We start from the raw sequence: 17,536 nt of genomic DNA, 5'->3' as shown, positions 1-17,536 counted from the left end.
AGGGAATGCCACGCCGCTACTACATCACCACCTTTGGCTGCCAAATGAACAAAGCAGACTCCGAGCGGATGGCCGGGGTCTTGGAAGCCATGGGTTTAGAACCGGTCGCTCAACCAGATGACGCCGATGTTTTGCTCTACAACACCTGCACGATTCGCGACAACGCGGAGCAGAAACTCTATTCTTACCTAGGGCGGCAGGCCAAGCGCAAGCATCAAGACCCCACCCTAACGCTGATCGTTGCCGGTTGTGTGGCTCAACAGGAAGGAGAGCAACTGCTGCGGCGAGTTCCTGAGGTGGATCTGGTCATGGGGCCACAGTATGCCAATCGCCTTGGTGAACTGCTTGAGCAGGTGTGGAATGGCAGTCAAGTGGTGGCAACAGAGCCACTGCACATTGTTGAGGATATTACCAAACCCCGGCGCGATAGCACGGTCACTGCTTGGGTCAATGTGATCTATGGCTGTAATGAACGCTGTACCTACTGTGTGGTGCCTGGAGTACGGGGGCAGGAGCAATCCCGTCGACCAGAGGCAATTCGCGCTGAAATTGAGGAACTGGCGGCTCAAGGTTATAAGGAAGTGACCCTCCTTGGGCAAAACATAGATGCCTATGGCCGCGATTTGCCGGGAATTACCCCAGAGGGACGGCGGCAGCACACGTTTACGGATTTGCTTTACTACATCCACGATGTGCCTGGGATTGAGCGAATTCGCTTTGCCACTAGCCATCCCCGCTACTTTACGGAGCGCTTGATCCGAGCCTGTGCTGAACTCCCCAAAGTGTGTAAACACTTCCACATTCCTTTTCAATCAGGGGATAATGAGATTCTCAAGGCAATGGCCAGGGGCTATACCCGCGAGCGTTACCTGCAAATTATTGAAACCATTCGCCGTTATATGCCGGATGCTGCTATTAGTGCGGATGCCATTGTTGGTTTTCCTGGCGAAACGGAAGAACAATTCCAACGCACACTGGATTTGGTGGCGGCGGTGGGTTTTGACCAACTGAATACAGCAGCCTATTCCCCGCGTCCGAATACACCAGCGGCCACTTGGGAAAATCAGGTGCCAGAGGAGATTAAAGAAGATCGCCTCCAACGGCTGAATCATCTAGTGGCTACGATCGCTGGCGATCGCTCCCAACGCTATCTCGGACGGGAAGAGGTGATCCTTGTAGAGGGAGTAAATCCCAAGGATTCGCAACAAGTCTATGGCCGCACCGATGGCAACCGCCTCACGTATCTGCCCGGCGATATTGAAACCTTACGGGGACAACTGGTGCGTGTCCGTATTACCGAGGCACGAGCCTTTAGCTTGAGTGGCGTGCCCCTTGCGGAGCATTCATTGGTTGGCTCTTAGATTGCGCAAATGACTTCGTTGCGGCAGAGGGTGGGATCGACGTAGGGCAGCATTGGTTTATCGCCGACATAAATCCCTAGTCCTTGGGCGGTACGAATTAAAAAGCTATCGGGATCCACATGGCGTGGGCATTTAGCAACCACATCGGCAATGGGAACAGTGACGACTTGCCCTGCCTGCCATGCCACCATTCGATCAAATGTCCCTTGGGCTGCAAGATCCACAGCAGTATGGCCCATACCTGCTGCCAGTAGCCGATCCATGGCCATGGGAGCACCCCCCCGTTGAATATGACCAAGAACTGAGACCCGCAATTCAATCGGGATCGGACTATACTGGGCAATTTTATCGGCAATATAGTGGGCAATACTGGAATAGTGGCAATGGTTGGCGTCTTGCTCTAGGGCTTTGGCACCTTCGGCAACCACAATGAGGGCAAATTTGCGTCCCCAGCGATCGCGCAACTTCTGGAGATGCTGGCAAATGCCTTCAATGGAGTAGGGAATTTCTGGAATCAGGATTATATCGGCACCCCCAGCAATTCCTGAATACAGGGCCAAATGACCAGCGGTACGCCCCATCACTTCCACCACAAATACGCGGTCATGGCTAGCAGCGGTGGAGGTAATCCGACTCAGGGCTTCGACAACGGTATTGACAGCAGTATCAAAGCCAATGGCGCGATCGGTCAGAGCCACGTCGTTATCAATAGTTTTCGGCACCGCAAGGAAGTTCCAGTTTCCCTTCTGAGCCAGTTGATGTAAAATTTTCAGGCTACCATCGCCACAGATGGCAATGAGGGCATCCAAGCCCAATTCATTGTACCCGGCAATAACTTCATCGGCACGGCCTAGGGTATCGCCCCTATTGATTGCTCCGAGAATCGTTCCTCCCATGTTGAGTAAGACATCCATTCCACCGAGGCCTTCTGCATTGAGGGGAATTGCCTTACGCTCAATTAGCCCCTGGGTGGCATGGAGGATACCAAGAACCTCCCAACCGTAACTTAAGGTGGCATGGGCAACAATGGCACGGATGGCTGTATTTAGACCCGGGCAATCTCCGCCACTGGTAAATACACCCAGTCGTTTGCGGCTGATACTCATGAATGATTTGCTCCCTGTACGAACAGTTTTGGCCTCAAAGCCTGCCTCTGTGCCTTGCCTTACAAGGGCACCGTCAATATCCTAGGGAAGTTGATATCCTCCCCAGCCTAAAGGCCAGAGAGTGCTACTGCGCTCAAGCGGAGCTTAAGTCGCTTCGGTGGGTTCCTAGGCCGAGTGCGTATCCGCTGCTCGTATCTCCACAGGCGTCACTTCCGGCATGCCCTGCCGTAGGTCGGCGTGGTTGTTGCCGACAGCAAAATTATAGAACGGCTCTGCCGTTCGCGCTATCCTTCCCTGCCCTGTTAGCTGGCTGCTTGCCGCGCACCGGATCCATTGCCCTTGGAAGATGGCGTTCACAGGTTGCAACATCTTTTTAGGTGGAAGGAGATCAGCTAAGCTAGTGATTTATGCAAATTCCTCACTTACACCCCGATACCATTGAGGCGGTGCGCCAAGCGGTCAACATTGTTGATGTGGTGGCCGAGCATGTTGTTTTGCGCAAACGGGGGCAAGAGTACGTTGGCTGCTGTCCGTTTCACGAGGAGAAAACTCCCAGTTTTACGGTCAATCCTGTCAAGGGTTTTTACTACTGTTTTGGCTGCGGCGCCGGCGGCAATGCCATCACGTTTTTGATGGAACTGCAAAAGCGCTCCTTTGCGGAGGTGGTACTGGAACTTGCCCAACGGCATCAGATTCCGGTGCGTACCCTCGATAGTGAGCAAAAACAGGCACTGCAAGCTCGCCTTTCGCTCCAAGAGCAGCTCTATGAGATTCTGGCGATCGCCACTAGTTTCTATGAACACGCCCTGCGGCAACCCATTGGCCAAACGGCGCAAGACTATTTACAGTGGCAACGTCACCTAAAAGAGGACACCATTCAACAATTTCGCTTGGGCTATGCGCCTGCGGGTTGGCAAGTGCTCTATACGTACCTTGTGGAGCAAAAGGGATACCCTGCTGCTTTAGTCGAGCAGGCGGGCTTGATTATGCCGCGGCAAACGGGGGGCGGCTACTATGACCGCTTTCGCGATCGCCTGATGATCCCAATCATGGATGCCCAAGGACGGGTGGTGGGGTTTGGCGGTCGTACCCTTGGCAACGCAGAGCCAAAGTACCTCAACTCCCCCGAAACCCCCATTTTTAACAAAGGGCAGCTCCTCTTTGGCCTTGATAAGGCACGCCAAGCCATTGTCCAAAAAGATCAAGCGATTGTGGTTGAGGGCTATTTTGATGTAATGGCGCTGCACCAAGCCGGCTTTACCCAAGCGGTGGCCAGTTTAGGCACTGCCCTCAGTCAAGCCCAAATTAAGTTGCTGCTGCGCTACACCGAGTCGAAGCAAATTATTCTCAACTTTGATGCTGACCCGGCGGGCCAGCGGGCTGCTGATCGCGCCATTGGCGAGGCTGCGGATTTGGCCTATCGCGGCGATTTGCGACTACGCATTCTCACATTGCCGGCCGGCAAAGATGCGGCTGACTTTTTTACGGATGACGGAGAATCCCTAGAGGTACGGCGCGATCGCTACCAAACCCTCTTGGAGCAAGCCCCTCTCTGGATTGAGTGGCAAATTCAGAACATCATCCAACAGTACGACCTCAGTCAAGGGGATCAATTTTATGAAGCCACTCAAGCCCTGAGTCGTCTTTTGGGAAAACTCCCCAATGCTGCCCTGCGCAGTCACTATATTCACTTCTGTGCTGAGCAATTAGCAGGCTCCGATACCCGTGCGGTGCTCCGCCTTGAAGAATCCCTGCGCCAACAGGTGCGCGGTGAGCGTTGGCACGGGCGATCGCAAAAATGGCAACGTCCAGCGGACTATAATCTGCGGCAAGCGGCTGAAGAACAGCTACTGCGCCTCTACCTCCACCGTGGAGAATATCGCCTCCTGATTCGACAGACGCTGAAAGCACGGGATATAGAATTTAGCTTCTCTCACCATCGTTGGCTGTGGCGGCAGATCTTAGCCATCGAAGAAGAACACTGTGCAGGTTTTGATCCCTATACCGCTGAGTGGCCACTACATTCACCAACCGAGACCGGAACGCAACTAACGGACTTAGATCTAGTCACGTCTCTTTTTGATCGCCTAGAGGCAGCAGAAGAAGCTTCTCTGATCACTCCCCTACTCCATTTAGATGAGACCACCGCCATCAGTCTTAATCGCCCCGAACTGGTAATCCAAGCCGCTGCCGCCGCTCTTGAGCGCATTGACATTGAAAAACGGTGTCGCCACATCCTCCAGTCTTGGCGGGAAACCGTGGCTCTAATTTTAAGTGAATCTCCTGCTCGTGAAACCCTACGCTACTACCTGGATCACCTACTTGCCGATAGCAACAGCAAGATTGATGATATTCCCGGTGTGGCACCAGAGCGGCTAGAGAAACTTGAAAAACTGCGCCATGAGTACTATCAGAATCGCCAATACCTTCAGCAATTGGATCAGCAGCGCTGTCTCTCCTTAGCAGCAATTCGTAGCTATTCTTAGCTATTCTTAAGCGTTACTGTCCTAAGTAAGCTCTCAAGACCTCAGGATTGGTTTGAATCTCACTTGGCGGCCCATCGGCAAGATTTTTTCCCTCCGCCAAGACCCAGATGTGCTGACATAGGGACATGACCACGTCCATGTTATGTTCAATAATCAGAAATGTCACGCCCTCTTGATTCCAGCGGACAATGTGCTCGCAAATTTGATTAATCAAGGTCGGGTTGACGCCAGCGGCTGGCTCATCCAAGAGCACCATGCGGGGACGGTGCATCATCACTCGCGCCATTTCGAGGAGTTTGCGTTGCCCTCCCGACAGTGCACCCGCATAGTCATTGGCCTTAGCCGCTAGCCCCACAGACTCCAGAATTGTCCACGCCCGTTGCCGCAGTTCCTGTTCCTCTTGGCGGATGCGCAGGGGTTGCAGCCAACTATTCCACAACTTCTCCCCGGTTTGTAGTGGGGCAGCTAGGAGCATGTTTTCCAGAACTGAGAGACGTGAGAGCACGCGGGGCACTTGGAACGTGCGCAAGAGTCCCTGAAGCGCCACTTGATGGGGTGGTAAATGACTAATGGGAGCACCATCAAAAATCACACAGCCTTTATCGGGAGTGAGGAAATTGCACAACAGGTTGAATAGGGTAGTTTTGCCCGCACCATTGGGGCCAATGAGACCAGTGATACTGCCGCGCACGACTCGAATTTCCGCATTATCCACCGCACGAATGCCGCCAAAACTTTTGCACAGCCCCGTGGCCACTAGAAGGTCTGAGGGCAGGACTTGACTGACACTGTTAGAGACGGGCACAAGAGAAGGTTCATCGACCAAGGCTGAGTTCCTCCTTTTTGCCCAAAATACCTTGGGGTCGCCACATCATCAAGATAATGAGGACAAGGCCAATCAGCATCATTCGCAGGGCCTCTAAGCGCCCACCATCTAGGGGAATAAAGCGGGTCAGTGCAGTGTAGGCCCAAAAGAGAGCAGCGCCCAAAAGGGTACCCATGTTGTTGCCAGCTCCCCCTAGGACAACAATTGTCCATGCCTGAAATGTAATTAGGGATACAAAGCCGTCGGGGTTAACAAATGTGAGCTGCCAAGCATAAAAAGCCCCTGCCACTGCTGCGATCGCTCCCCCCAATAGCAGCGATTGCATTTTATAGGCAAAGACATTTTTGCCTAAGGCCTTGGCCACCTCTTCATCTTCGCGGATGGCCTTGAGGACTCGTCCCCAAGGGGAATGAATTAAGCGCTCCAACTGCCACACCACCAAGGCCAATACCAAGATCAACAACCACAACAGCCCAGCCCGGTAACTAAAATCCCATAAACCAAGGGTCAAGGCTTTCACCACTAGACCCACTAGGGCAGCAGCCAAGGTATTCAGGGCAATGACAAGCACCGCTGCTTTTTCGGGACGGCAATAATAGCTCATAAGGGCGATCGCCCCACCCAAGGTCACCCATGTCAACACAAAAGGAAAAGTGGCAACTCCCCGACCCAAGCTCAAGGGGAGCAATGCTGCCCACAGGCTAAGGGTACCGGCAATAAACAAAGCAGCATAGCTAGGGAGCAGCCAAGGGGGGCGCGATCGCCCATACCGCCGCTCTAACCAGTGCCACCATTGCCATGCAGCTACTCCAACCACACCCCAAAAGAGGGCAATCATTCCCAACTTGGTCGGCACATTGGGATTAAAGTTGGCAAAGGGCAAGGGAAACCCATAGACACCGCGCCCGCCGCGGGTCAACCAGTCTTCATTGAGGGCAATTAAGCGGACAATTTCTGCCATGCCGATCGTCACAATTGCAAGGTAATCTTCCCGCAATCGCAGTGTGGCAATCCCCATTAAGAAGCCGAGTCCCATGGCCAACACCACCCCGACAAGGACAGCAAAGAACATCGGCACGCCAGCAATGCCCAACAAAATCGTGGTGTAGGAGCCAATGGCCAAAAAGCCAACGTGGCCAAAGTTAATCAAGCCTGTATAGCCCCAGTGCAAATTTAGCCCCAAGCTAAAGAGGGCAAAGGTGGCAGTGAAGATGCCAAGGGAAATGAGATAGCCAACCATTTAGAGCGTTGAAGTTAAAGGCGGTACAGCTCCGCTGCGCTGTTGCGATCGCGCCAAGGGATGAAGGAATCAAATTGAGTATAATATTTTATACACCAGTCCTTGCACCTGTACCTATAGAGCAATTCATCGTTTTTCTGGCACACTGGGGAAGATATACTCCCAGCCCTTATGCTTTGCGTAGAGGGCAGGCTCCTCTGGTCTTGTGACCTTCGCGTTTTATAGTGAGCCGATGCCCTAGGCTCACTTTTTTGACCCCAAAATATCCCCGCAAAGTGTTCATTCTTGAAGTGGTACATTGAGCAGCAAGATTGCCCTTCGGAAGAGCACGGGGCTTCCCGCCGATGAGCTAAAGATGGGTGTTTAAAGCTGTGACCACCCATTTTGAACGGCAACTACAACGTCTGCGCAGTGACTTGCTGCGACTGGGGACACTGGTGGAAAGTGCCTGTCAGTTGGCCTATGGCGTCTTAATTGAGCGACATCTCCTCAGTGTTGAGCCCTTGCTCCAAAGGGAGCGGGAAATTGACCGCAGCGCCCAACAACTTAATCGTGAGGCGATTGCCCTGCTGACGTTGCAAGCTCCGGTAGCTGAAGATCTGCGATTTTTAGTCATGTTGTCGCACCTCTGCTGCGATCTAGAGCAGATTGGTGATCATGCCCTTGAAATTGGCTGTGCTGGTCAAACGCTGCTGCGCTATCCACCTCCGCCCTACCTTGAGGACATCGGCCTAATGTTCCAGCGATCGCAACTATTGTTGTCAGAAGCCCTCTCAGCCCTTGCGAACTTCAATGTGGAGGCAGGACTTGCCTTGGCCAATTGCGACGATGCAGTGGATACCGACTACCAACGCCTCTATGGGCGGCTCTCTGCCCCCTTGATGCCCCAAGAGTCAGTGGAATTGCGCTTGATCCTGCTGCTGGTCATTCGCAACCTTGAGCGCATTGGTGATCACGCCACAACTATTGGTCAGCGCGTCTGTTTCATTGTGCGGGGAGAAGATCCCTAGGAGAAGTTGACGTTTTATGCTCACTGTCCACCCAATTGCGTCCACAACCTTTGAGAATAGAACTAGTCCTAATTCATAAGTGTTTATCGTGCCTATACTCGAACCTGAGGATGGGCGTGCTGGGAGGTAAGGCATGAGGTTAAGCCGTCGTTCTTTTCTGTCCGGTGCTGCGGCACTGACACTAATGCCATGGATTTGGCAAACTACAGGCGGCTCCTTGGCAGACGCTCTTCGCCCATGGCGAGCACTCCTGATTGGCATTAACCACTATCCACAGTTGGCGGGCGTGTCTCCTTTAGCCGGGTGTCTGACGGATGTTGAGCTAGTGAAAAACCTGTTGCTAGACAGTTGGGGACTGGCGGACAGTGACATTACGCTACTGACGGAACAGGCGGCAACCCTCGATGCTCTCCAAGAAACCTTAGACGTGCTGGGGCACTCTGGCCAACCCCTGTTGGTTTACTTTAGTGGCTATGGCACGCGCTGGCAGCAACAACCGGCACTGGTTTTGACAGATGCTACAGCAGCAGGCGAGGGCATCTTACCTCTTGCTGAATTACTGCGTGTCAAAGGAATACAGGTATGGCTCGACACCCGCTTTAGCCCCCCACCCATTGCAGGAGCGACGTTGCGCTGGCGATTTGCCCCATTGCAACCTGTAGAGCCCCGTGGCGCAGGCCAAGTCCCCAAAGAGCATCTGCTCTGGGCAGATTTGGGGGTAGAAACACACCTGAATGGCGTCCCCATGGGACTTTTTACTGCTAGTTTTAGCCATTATCTAGCAGCTTTGGGGGGCGAGCGTCCCTTAACAACCAGCTTCATGTACACAGCCGATGAACTGCGCTGGCAGACGGGGGCAGAAATTTATCTGGTCAGCGATGGACTAGCAGGGAATGTCACCCTATCCCAAGGGTTTGATGGTGTGGTGCAACAGACGGGGCACGATCGCGCGGTTCAAGTCTGGTGTGGCGGCCTTAGTCCTTGGCTATTGGCCTATTGTCATCCTCACAGTCGCTGGAGTACTGCTGACGGTGCCACCGTTGTCAACATCGCGAGTTTTAATGGCCTAATGGCACAGGGAGTTAGCAGTCAGCCTCTGCAAGTGGGCGATCGCCTCTATGAACAGCAGCGACGTTTAGGAAAAAATCTCCGTTTGCAAGTAGCTCTCGACACCAAGCTGAGCAAAATTGAGCGAGTAGATGCCATCAATGCCCTGACCAATGAAGAAAAAGTTGCCGTCCTCAACAGCAGTGACCCCCTGCCGGATGTGGTTCTCACCAAAAGTGAAACAGTGGGCAGCTATGGACTGGAGTGGCCAGTGGGCACCCTACTGCAACACAGTTGTAGTGGCACTAATGAAGCAGCTAAAGCGGGTATCCGTCGCCTGAATCCCTTGCTGAACGCGCTATTGGCGCAGAAATGGCTAACATTAACGCTCAATCCCACCTCTAGTCAAGTGGCCGTGTGTACAACCCTCGAACAAATATCGCCGACGCCAAAGTTGTTGAGCCGTCAATTCTCGATCCGCAGCCCCAATCCCCTCCCTGAGGTACTGGGCACCAAGCTCCCGGCCATGAATTTAGAAACCCCTCTGACCTTGGCTAAGGGAGATACCTGCCGTTGGAGTCTCTACAACTATGGCGATCGCCCCCTCAACATTGTCGCTTTTGCTTGGGATAGTAGTCAGGGGATTCTCCTGCTGCCACTGCAAACGCAATCATGGCAGTTAGGGGTTGCGCCGGGCTTGAATATTCCCCTTTACACTTGGACGCTGAATCGTCCTTGCCAATGGCTGAAGGTGTTTATCATCAGCAGCCACCGCCCCCTTACCCGTTTTAGTCAACTGAGTAGCCACCCTAGCCATTCAGAACCCCTGTTGATTTCTGGCGAGGATAGTCTTGCCTTGGTTTTTGGTCTCCTAACGGATCTCAGCAGTGAACCGGAAGGGAATGAATTTTGCTTAGACGTGCGAGAGTGGTGTACTCAAGGCTTCACGCTGCGGGTAGTCTAGGCCAAGCGCCGCCGCAATAGGGGCTGAATCAGCAGGCTCATTCCTAGGGCAACAGCCAAGAGGATTAATAGGGCAGTCCCCAAGCTCAATGACCCCCAAGGAGCCACCATCACCACATCGCTCAACTGCCAATCGGGATGCAAATAGACATAGCGAATGGGTTCAATGGCCAAACTAAGGGGGTTGAGGCTAGCAATCCACTGCAACCAGCGCGGCATAAACGACAGCGGTACCAAGGCAGTACTGGCAAAGAGTAACGGCAGGTTGATCACAAAAATCACCGCCAACAATTCAATGTGCCCCGGCAAGGCAAAGGTGAGGCCTAGGCTCAAAGCCGTCACGCCAAAGACCAAAATCATCACCGTGGCTAAGACGACTCCAATGCCGGCTGCATTGGGCAGTCCAGTGCCTAGGAGCATCCCCAAGCCGGCGATCGCCGTCACTTGAATTAAACTCAGGGTTGTAATAAACAACGCCGAGGCAAGAACAATCGAAAACCGCGAGGCCAACGGCGCCACCAACAGTCGATTCAAAAAGCCAAACTCGCGGTCAAACATCACGGGCAACCCCGCATTGAGGGCACCACTAAAGGCGGTAAAGACAATAATGCCGGCGCAGAGAAACTGACTATAGTTAGTGCTGTCGCCAAACAGACCCTGGGGCACATTCTGGAAGAGGGCGCCAAAAAGAATCAGCCAAATCAAGGGTTGTACCACTCCCGCCACCAGTGTGGAAGGGCGCCGTTGCAGTTGGATAAACAGGCGACGGGTTAAAGCTAGCGTTTCCTGAACAAATTCAGCGGAGAAAATACCGGGAATAGCCGTTGCTGAAGCAGTGCTCATAACACAACTCTGAGTCAAACCTGCTTTCTAGGGTAGCAAGGCCGCTAAACCTTTGCCGTGCTTTTCTTTTCGTTCTTTTTCGGTTTTGCTGGTGCCACCTGCATTGCCCAGTTGCGGGTGAGGATCATGCGCGGATGAATTAAGCGATGCTGATCAATCAGCCACAACAGCGTGCGATCGCACACCCGCCACACCGCCTCCTGTAAATTTCGCTGAGCCACCTTGCGCAATTCCTCTAGCTCCACCGTCTGACCCCGCCCCGGCTCTAGGCTATCCGCCAGAAACACGACACAACTTAAGGCATCCATGTCCGGTTGACCCAACGTATGATTGGCCACCGCTGCTAAAACCTGCTCATCGGTAATACCAAATTGTTGCCGCGCCACCAAGGCACTGACATCGGCATGGAGCAAGTGGGGATCTGCTTCATCCACGTCTGTAATAGGTAGCCCCGCCTCCTGTGCCATCCTTAACAACCGCTCTGGGGGAAAGTATTTCGCCAAATCATGTAGCAACCCCGCCCAAGCGGCGCGATCCACATCCAAACCGTGGTGTAGAGCTAGCTCCGCCGCCAGCGTCTCTACCCGCAGAATATGTTGGAGTCGGGGTGCTGGCACATTCTCCGTCAGCCATGCTAAAACCTGCTGGCGATCGCACAGGGATTTTTTAGAATCAGTTGTTACAAGGGAAGTCATAGCTAAAGCCACAGCAGGGATGATAAAGTGCTACCCTTGTATCATAACGAAGGCTCTTTTTACAAGGCTGGGAAACAACCCTGAAAACAGTTAAAGCTACTGTAGAGACTGTAAGCAGGATAAACTTCCTCCTTGTGCATTTCGTATTTAAAGAGCTGCAAGGGCTGTAAGCTTTTTGTCAAACTTCCGTAATTTTACGGATAGGGTGAGGCAAAGAAAAAAGAGTATCGTAAAAGTACGAAGTCGTCCTCTCGAATACTGAATCATGCTAGCAGTGGGGGCACAGTCCTGTAAGCTCTGACTGGAAAACAGGTTACCCTATCATCCTTCCCTCCCTGTTGAACCCGCCGTTCATCTCCTTGGCTACCTATGAGTTACTGCTTAAACCCGAACTGTGTCAAACCAGACAACCCCGACGGTGTAGATGTTTGTCAAGCCTGTGGCAGCAAACTGTTGCTGAATGACCAATACAAGGCAATTAAAGTCCTAGGACGGGGAGGATTCGGAACAACCTATCTTGCTATTGACATAAAACTACCTGGCAATCCCAGTTGTGTGATTAAACAATTGCGGCCAGCTGCCACTGCCCCCCATATCTTAGCTATGGCGCGGGAACTCTTTTGGCGGGAAGCGACTACCCTAGGTAAAGTTGGCAACCACCCCCAACTCCCTCGTCTCCTTGGTTATTTTGAAAATGGGGATGAATTCTATTTAATCCAAGAATATGTTAGTGGCCTTACTCTGCAGCAGGAAGTGAAACGCTTTGGCGCTAAAACTGAAGAAGAGGTGAAGCAGGTGTTACAGGAAGTTTTGCCCATCCTTGATTACCTGCATAAAAATGGTGTGATTCACCGCGACATTAAGCCCGCCAACCTCATCCGTCGTGAAATTGACAACAAGCTAGTGCTCATTGATTTTGGTGCAGTTAAAGACAAAGTAACTCAAGCGATGCTGGAAAATTCCCCAGAGCTATCCACATTTACCAGCTTTGCCGTGGGTACACCCATGTATGCACCACCAGAGCAAATGGCTATGCGTCCCGTCTATGCCAGCGATATTTACGCCCTTGGTGTTACCTGTGTTTACCTTCTCACTGGTAAATCACCCAAGGAGATTGAACGGGATTCGCGCACGGGTGAATGGCATTGGAAGCGGTATGTCAAAAATATCTCCCCTGAGTTTGCTGCTCTCCTTGACAAAATGCTAGAGGATGCGGTGAAAAACCGCTATCAAAGTGCAATGGATGTCCTTAGGGATCTAAAACTCCTCGAATCTCAACAAACAACTGCTGGGGCTACCCCTAGCGTTGCTGCAGAGGAGGACGATCTCAGTGATGCCCTCTCAGCTCCGCCCAGTCAAGGCCGAGCCCGGATACCAAGAGTAACCAAACGTTCTAGTAGTTATGCCTCCTCTGTGAGCCAAAATGCCCAAGCAGCTCGATTACGACAATCGCGGATGAGCGGAACTCAACTGGGGGGGCCGCCCGTTGTCGGCGTAGGCCCTGGGCAGCATCTGCGGGCTAAAGTCACCCCCCGAATGACGGCAACACAACTTCTGACAGCTTACAAACGGGGAGAGCGGGATTTTGTGGATGTGGATCTTTCCAACGTTGTCCTCCGCAATGCGGATCTGTCAGGTGCCAATTTTGCCAATGCCAATTTTACAAATGCAGATTTGAAGGGTTGTATTCTTGCAAATGCTGTTTTGCGCGAAGCCAATCTTCAGGGAGCTAATCTGAGTGATGCCAATCTGTGCGGTGCCTATCTGGTGCAAGCCAACTTCGAGAGGGCAAATTTGAAGGGGGCAAAACTGCAGGATGCCTCGATTTCGGGAGCGAACTTTACAGGTGCCGATATTTCTGGGGCAGACTTTAGTATGGTTTCGGGAGTTGTTCAAGGCCAACTTGATCGCGCCAAGAAGAACTGGTTTACAAAGTTACCTAAATAGAGAAATAGAGGGTCAAATTTGCCCCTCTTCTTTTAAGACATCAGACACTTATCGGTTTAAGACATCAGACACTTATCGGAGTCACAACCCGCTGGCCCTACTTCCATGAGGGGTTGGGTATAGCGGGAGAGGGCTTCATGGAAATCATTGACCCGCCTGCGCTGAGCAACAGCAGCAACCTCCTGTTCGTAGCGTTCTTTGCTAATTGGTTCAAAGGGCAGACGCGGGAACGTTTCATGGGCATCAAAGCGCGCCAACAGGGCAGCAGAAATATACCCTTGATCCTCTTGAATAGCTTTGTAAATGGCGTTCGCAAGGGGTTCTATTTCATGTTCCCGCAGTTCAATGGTGGCACTGGTGTTGTGGGTGGTGTAGTGCTGCTGCACCTGCATGTAGAAGTCAAACTGCGCTAGGGCAGAAAACTGGCTAATATCAATGGTATCCGCCTCCGGCAGATCGGCCCAAGAGACAGCTACGGGAATTTCCACAAGCCACTCTGTGCAGCGGGAATCAAAAGGATCATCGAGGAGTTTGCCCGTTTCATCTTTGTCGGACTGGGAGGGAATGATATTGTAGCCAAAGTCGTAGCAGGCCATGGCCACCGGATCGCCTTTGCGGAACGTAATTCGGCGAATGAAGCGTTGGGCTTTAGGGGGATGCCACCCAGGGGAGGCTCCCGTTAGCAGGGATTTAGTACCGGAGGGTTGGACGGTGGTACAACGATTGGGGCGCTTGAGGCCGTGTTGATCGCAATACTCCCAGACGGCCTCATGGACAATGTGCCGCCAGCGCTGCAAAAAGACGGCTTCTTGGGCTTTGAACTCCCGCCCTTGAGCTGTATTGGGTCGTCCCGCTGCCCACCATTCCAGCCATGGCACGCCAAAGGCATGGACAAAGAAATCAAAGAGTCCAGTAAAGCTGACGCCAACAATGGGATCAAGGGTACGGGAGTACTGATAGCGATCGACAACAAAGCGATGGTTGAGGAGAGCCGCAACTGAAAGTGCGCCAGCCCTGAAAGCTTTTTCTTGGGTCAGGGTGTCAGCTGGATCAATTTGATTGAGGTGGATTTCAGCAAGGTTGCAGTGGAAGTCACTGCCGATAATTTCGCCACAGGGATTAAGACCATAGCGAGCTAACCGATGAGTCAGTTCTTTCTCCTCTACATTGGGAAGCAGAGACTGCAAATAGGCTCTCCCTTTTCCTTGGCAATAGGCTTCTAGAAAGTTGCGCTTTTGCTCAGGACTAACCAAAATATCCGCATTGGCGCGGGCTACCGCTTCCCCTGCCCATTGAATGGCTCCTTCTCCTGAATAGAACTGACTGCGCACGGCATTGATGCAGTCCTCAAGGCTGGGCTTGTTATGAAAAACACGGGTGTGGTTGGCCATCCGCAGCGCATCCCGTTGGGGATCAATGCGCCAATTTCCCTGTTCATCCTGTTGCCAAAGATTTTGCTTGGCTTGGGCAAAAGCCTGATCCTCGCTGCTGCCCTGACGCATACCGGCCGATCGCCTAACATTGCCGGCGACAACCACAACGGCTGCCTCATCAATTAACAAACAGCACTCCACGGAGGTCAACTGACGACCTACTGCTGCATTCAACAGTGCGGCACAGCGGTGGTAGAGGTCTGGAAGTTTCACAGGATTGGCAACCCCGCCAAACCCTTTGAGTCGCTCTCCCGTGGGGCGCACGTCGCTAATATCAATTGTCACCTGCACAGCTCCTCCGAGTTGCGAGTTGCTTGCCAGTTCAAGCAGCGTTTGGTAGGATTTGACCCAACCTTGGCGACTATCCCCCACTTTGATTTGGCAGGTTTGTCCTGTCAATGTCACAGTTGTTTGCTCTTGGCGTGCTTCCTTGGGGGTTTGACCAATCTGGCCGACAACAGTCACCTCAAGGCGATTGCAAATGGGCGGCAACTGGGAAATATATTTTTGCTCTAGGACGGCACCTGTACCACAGCCTTGCATTGCCAAGTCCATCATCAGGCCAAAGGAATCCCAGTCCACCACATTGGTGCTGGTGCAGTTGTAGGCACCGGAAAAGTTTTCCGGCTGGCGAACCCAATCAGTTCCCCCCACCCACAGCCAACGACCAGAGGGCAGTGCCTTCAAGTCCTGCTGCATTTGTTTAAGAAGCGCCACTTCTGCTTCGCTGAGGTGCCCCACTTCCTGCAGGCCTTGGAGGGTGCGATCGCACACTTGTTGCCACGTCTCCCGCTCACCCGCTTCATTTTGGCGACTGTAGGTGCGGTAAAACACAGGATAGGCTGTGGGAGCCGTGGCGGGGAAGCTGGTTTGGGGGCGGGGAGGATTTTGCACCATAGGGGCAGGACTCAATGGCTAAATACTAGGTGTAGTGTACCGAAGCAATCCTTAGGGGTCAACAGGCACTAATTGTAGGGAGACCCTGAACGCCTCTGCCACAGCGAGAGGGAGATGCTAAGATAGCAGGAAGCTTTTGCTATGAGTCCAAAAATTAATGGTTGCTGCTTCTCCAACGTCCTTCAGTATTGATGCCTTTGACCAAGTGGTGATGACCACCTATGGTCGTTTCCCCATTGCGCTTGTGCGCGGGGAAGGCTGCCGCGTTTGGGATGATCAAGGCCGCAGCTATTTGGACTTTGTGGCGGGAATTGCCACTTGTACTCTCGGTCATGCCCATCCGGCTTTGGTGGAGAGGGTCAACCAGCAAATGCAAACACTGCACCACGTCTCAAACTTGTATTACATTCCCCAGCAGGGGGCACTGGCGCAGTGGTTGGTGGCGCATTCCTGTGGCGATCGCGTTTTTTTCTGCAACTCTGGTGCTGAAGCCAATGAAGCTGCCATTAAGTTGGCTCGTAAATATGCCCATACGGTGCGTCACATTGACAACCCGATCATCCTAACGGCACAGGCCAGTTTCCATGGCCGCACCCTTGCTACCATTACCGCGACGGGTCAGCCGAAGTACCAGCAGCACTTTGACCCGCTAGTCCCCGGCTTTGCCTATGTTCCCTACAACGACTTTGGCGCCCTAGAAGCCCTCGTGACTGCCTTGGATCACCCTAAACCCCAAGTGGCAGCTATTCTCTTAGAACCTTTACAGGGGGAAGGGGGAGTCCGCCCCGGCGATCGCGCCTATTTTGAGCAGGTTCGCCAACTCTGCACCGACAAGGGCATCCTTCTCATCTTTGACGAGGTTCAAGTGGGCATGGGTCGCACCGGATCCCTGTGGGGCTACGAAACCCTCGGTGTTGAGCCGGATATTTTCACCACCGCTAAAGGTCTTGCGGGGGGCATTCCCATTGGAGCGATGATTGCCAAGAATTTTTGTGCCGTCTTTCAGCCTGGGGATCATGCCAGCACGTTTGGTGGTAACCCCTTGGCCACGGCAGCAGCCCTCACGGTGTGCGAAACCCTTGAGAAAGAGAATCTTCTGCAAAATGTCCGCGATCGCGGGCAGCAACTGCGCACAGGACTGTGTGAACTCCAGGCGGCCTATCCTCACCTCATTGCCGAAGTGCGCGGCTGGGGGTTAATCAATGGTCTCGAACTGCAGCCCGACACTCCCCTCGCTGCTGCGGAGGTCGTCAAAGCCGCCATTGCTGAGGGGCTCTTGCTGGTGCCGGCAGGGCCAAAGGTGGTGCGCTTTGTCCCTCCTCTTATTGTCAGTGCCGCGGAGATTGACATGGCGTTAAGGGCAGTGGGTCGAGCCTTTGGGCATTTAGCAGCTTAAAGAACATCTTTGCGTTTTTGAAAGATGCCCACTAGCCCCAGCATCAGGGCAATAATGCCTCCCAAGCGCAGGTTATTGGCGGTAACATTAGCGTTAAAGGTGTGCTTCTGAAGACTCCAAAAGCGCTCAATGAGGGCTTCACCACTGGCGATCGCCCGCCCTCGCTGCTCCTTCCAGCGGGCAAATGTATCTTGCCAGCGCTCCATGGCTTGCTGATAGTCTTTAACCCGTTGATTGTACTCCTCGACGCGATCGCGATAGGCCTGATCAAACTCTAAGACCGAAT

Annotated in this window: 12 protein-coding genes and 1 pseudogene; 6 read left to right on the top strand and 7 right to left on the bottom strand. The window is 53.0% G+C overall.

What is annotated here, in order from left to right; translation table 11 throughout:
- Positions 1–5: 5 nt before the first annotated feature.
- Positions 6–1,361 carry a tRNA (N6-isopentenyl adenosine(37)-C2)-methylthiotransferase MiaB gene (gene miaB, locus P3X23_RS10780; protein WP_300876554.1) on the top strand — a complete coding sequence of 452 codons (1,356 nt, stop codon included), beginning with the start codon at positions 6–8 and terminating at the stop codon, positions 1,359–1,361.
- On the opposite strand, the gene P3X23_RS10775 is transcribed toward miaB, so the two are convergent.
- Entirely contained in the window at positions 1,358–2,467 is a 1,110-nt protein-coding gene (locus tag P3X23_RS10775; RefSeq protein WP_300876551.1) for an ATP-dependent 6-phosphofructokinase, read from the bottom strand. The two genes, miaB and P3X23_RS10775, sit on opposite strands and share 4 nt — an antisense overlap.
- Positions 2,468–2,874: 407 nt before the next feature.
- Between P3X23_RS10775 and dnaG the strand changes: the two genes are divergently transcribed.
- A complete protein-coding gene (gene dnaG, locus P3X23_RS10770; protein WP_300876548.1) occupies positions 2,875–4,953 on the top strand; it encodes a DNA primase in 2,079 nt (692 codons plus the stop codon).
- A gap of 13 nt (positions 4,954–4,966) precedes the next feature.
- Here dnaG and P3X23_RS10765 read toward each other — a convergent pair whose 3' ends face one another.
- A complete protein-coding gene (locus P3X23_RS10765; protein ID WP_367186610.1) occupies positions 4,967–5,758 on the bottom strand; it encodes an ABC transporter ATP-binding protein in 792 nt (263 codons plus the stop codon).
- A gap of 10 nt (positions 5,759–5,768) precedes the next feature.
- Positions 5,769–7,019 (bottom strand): branched-chain amino acid ABC transporter permease, encoded by a 1,251-nt coding sequence (locus P3X23_RS10760; RefSeq protein ID WP_300876546.1) that lies wholly within the window; start codon positions 7,017–7,019, stop codon positions 5,769–5,771.
- Between the two features lie 371 nt (positions 7,020–7,390).
- Between P3X23_RS10760 and phoU the strand changes: the two genes are divergently transcribed.
- A complete protein-coding gene (gene phoU, locus P3X23_RS10755; protein WP_300876544.1) occupies positions 7,391–8,029 on the top strand; it encodes a phosphate signaling complex protein PhoU in 639 nt (212 codons plus the stop codon).
- A 133-nt stretch (positions 8,030–8,162) separates the two neighbouring features.
- A complete protein-coding gene (locus P3X23_RS10750) occupies positions 8,163–10,040 on the top strand; it encodes a caspase family protein (RefSeq protein WP_300876541.1) in 1,878 nt (625 codons plus the stop codon).
- Here P3X23_RS10750 and P3X23_RS10745 read toward each other — a convergent pair.
- Entirely contained in the window at positions 10,037–10,882 is an 846-nt protein-coding gene (locus P3X23_RS10745) for an ABC transporter permease (protein ID WP_300876539.1), read from the bottom strand. The genes P3X23_RS10750 and P3X23_RS10745 overlap by 4 nt on opposite strands.
- A gap of 44 nt (positions 10,883–10,926) precedes the next feature.
- Positions 10,927–11,577 carry a bis(5'-nucleosyl)-tetraphosphatase (symmetrical) YqeK gene (gene yqeK / locus P3X23_RS10740; protein ID WP_300876537.1) on the bottom strand — a complete coding sequence of 217 codons (651 nt, stop codon included), beginning with the start codon at positions 11,575–11,577 and terminating at the stop codon, positions 10,927–10,929.
- Positions 11,578–11,946: 369 nt separating this feature from the next.
- On the opposite strand from yqeK, the gene P3X23_RS10735 reads away from it, so the two are divergent.
- On the top strand, positions 11,947–13,524 hold the full coding sequence (locus P3X23_RS10735) for a serine/threonine-protein kinase (protein WP_300876534.1): 1,578 nt from the start codon (positions 11,947–11,949) through the stop codon (positions 13,522–13,524).
- Positions 13,525–13,580: 56 nt separating this feature from the next.
- Here the strand turns inward: P3X23_RS10735 and nrdJ are convergent, their stop codons facing one another.
- Entirely contained in the window at positions 13,581–15,854 is a 2,274-nt protein-coding gene (gene nrdJ / locus P3X23_RS10730; protein WP_300876531.1) for a ribonucleoside-triphosphate reductase, adenosylcobalamin-dependent, read from the bottom strand.
- A 157-nt stretch (positions 15,855–16,011) separates the two neighbouring features.
- On the opposite strand from nrdJ, the gene P3X23_RS10725 reads away from it, so the two are divergent.
- The gene (locus P3X23_RS10725) at positions 16,012–17,250 is read left to right on the top strand and encodes an aspartate aminotransferase family protein (protein WP_300876528.1); all 1,239 of its coding nucleotides are present in this window, start codon (positions 16,012–16,014) and stop codon (positions 17,248–17,250) included.
- Here the strand turns inward: P3X23_RS10725 and P3X23_RS10720 are convergent.
- A pseudogene (locus P3X23_RS10720) lies at positions 17,247–17,536 on the bottom strand (ABC transporter ATP-binding protein); the annotation flags it as partial. The gene P3X23_RS10725 and the pseudogene P3X23_RS10720 sit on opposite strands and share 4 nt — an antisense overlap.

The organism is Thermosynechococcus sp. Uc (assembly GCF_029335995.1).
Taxonomy (GTDB): Bacteria; Cyanobacteriota; Cyanobacteriia; order Thermosynechococcales; family Thermosynechococcaceae; genus Thermosynechococcus.
The sequence above is the reverse complement of the archived record's forward strand: the minus strand, read 5'-3'. Positions and strand labels throughout refer to the sequence as shown.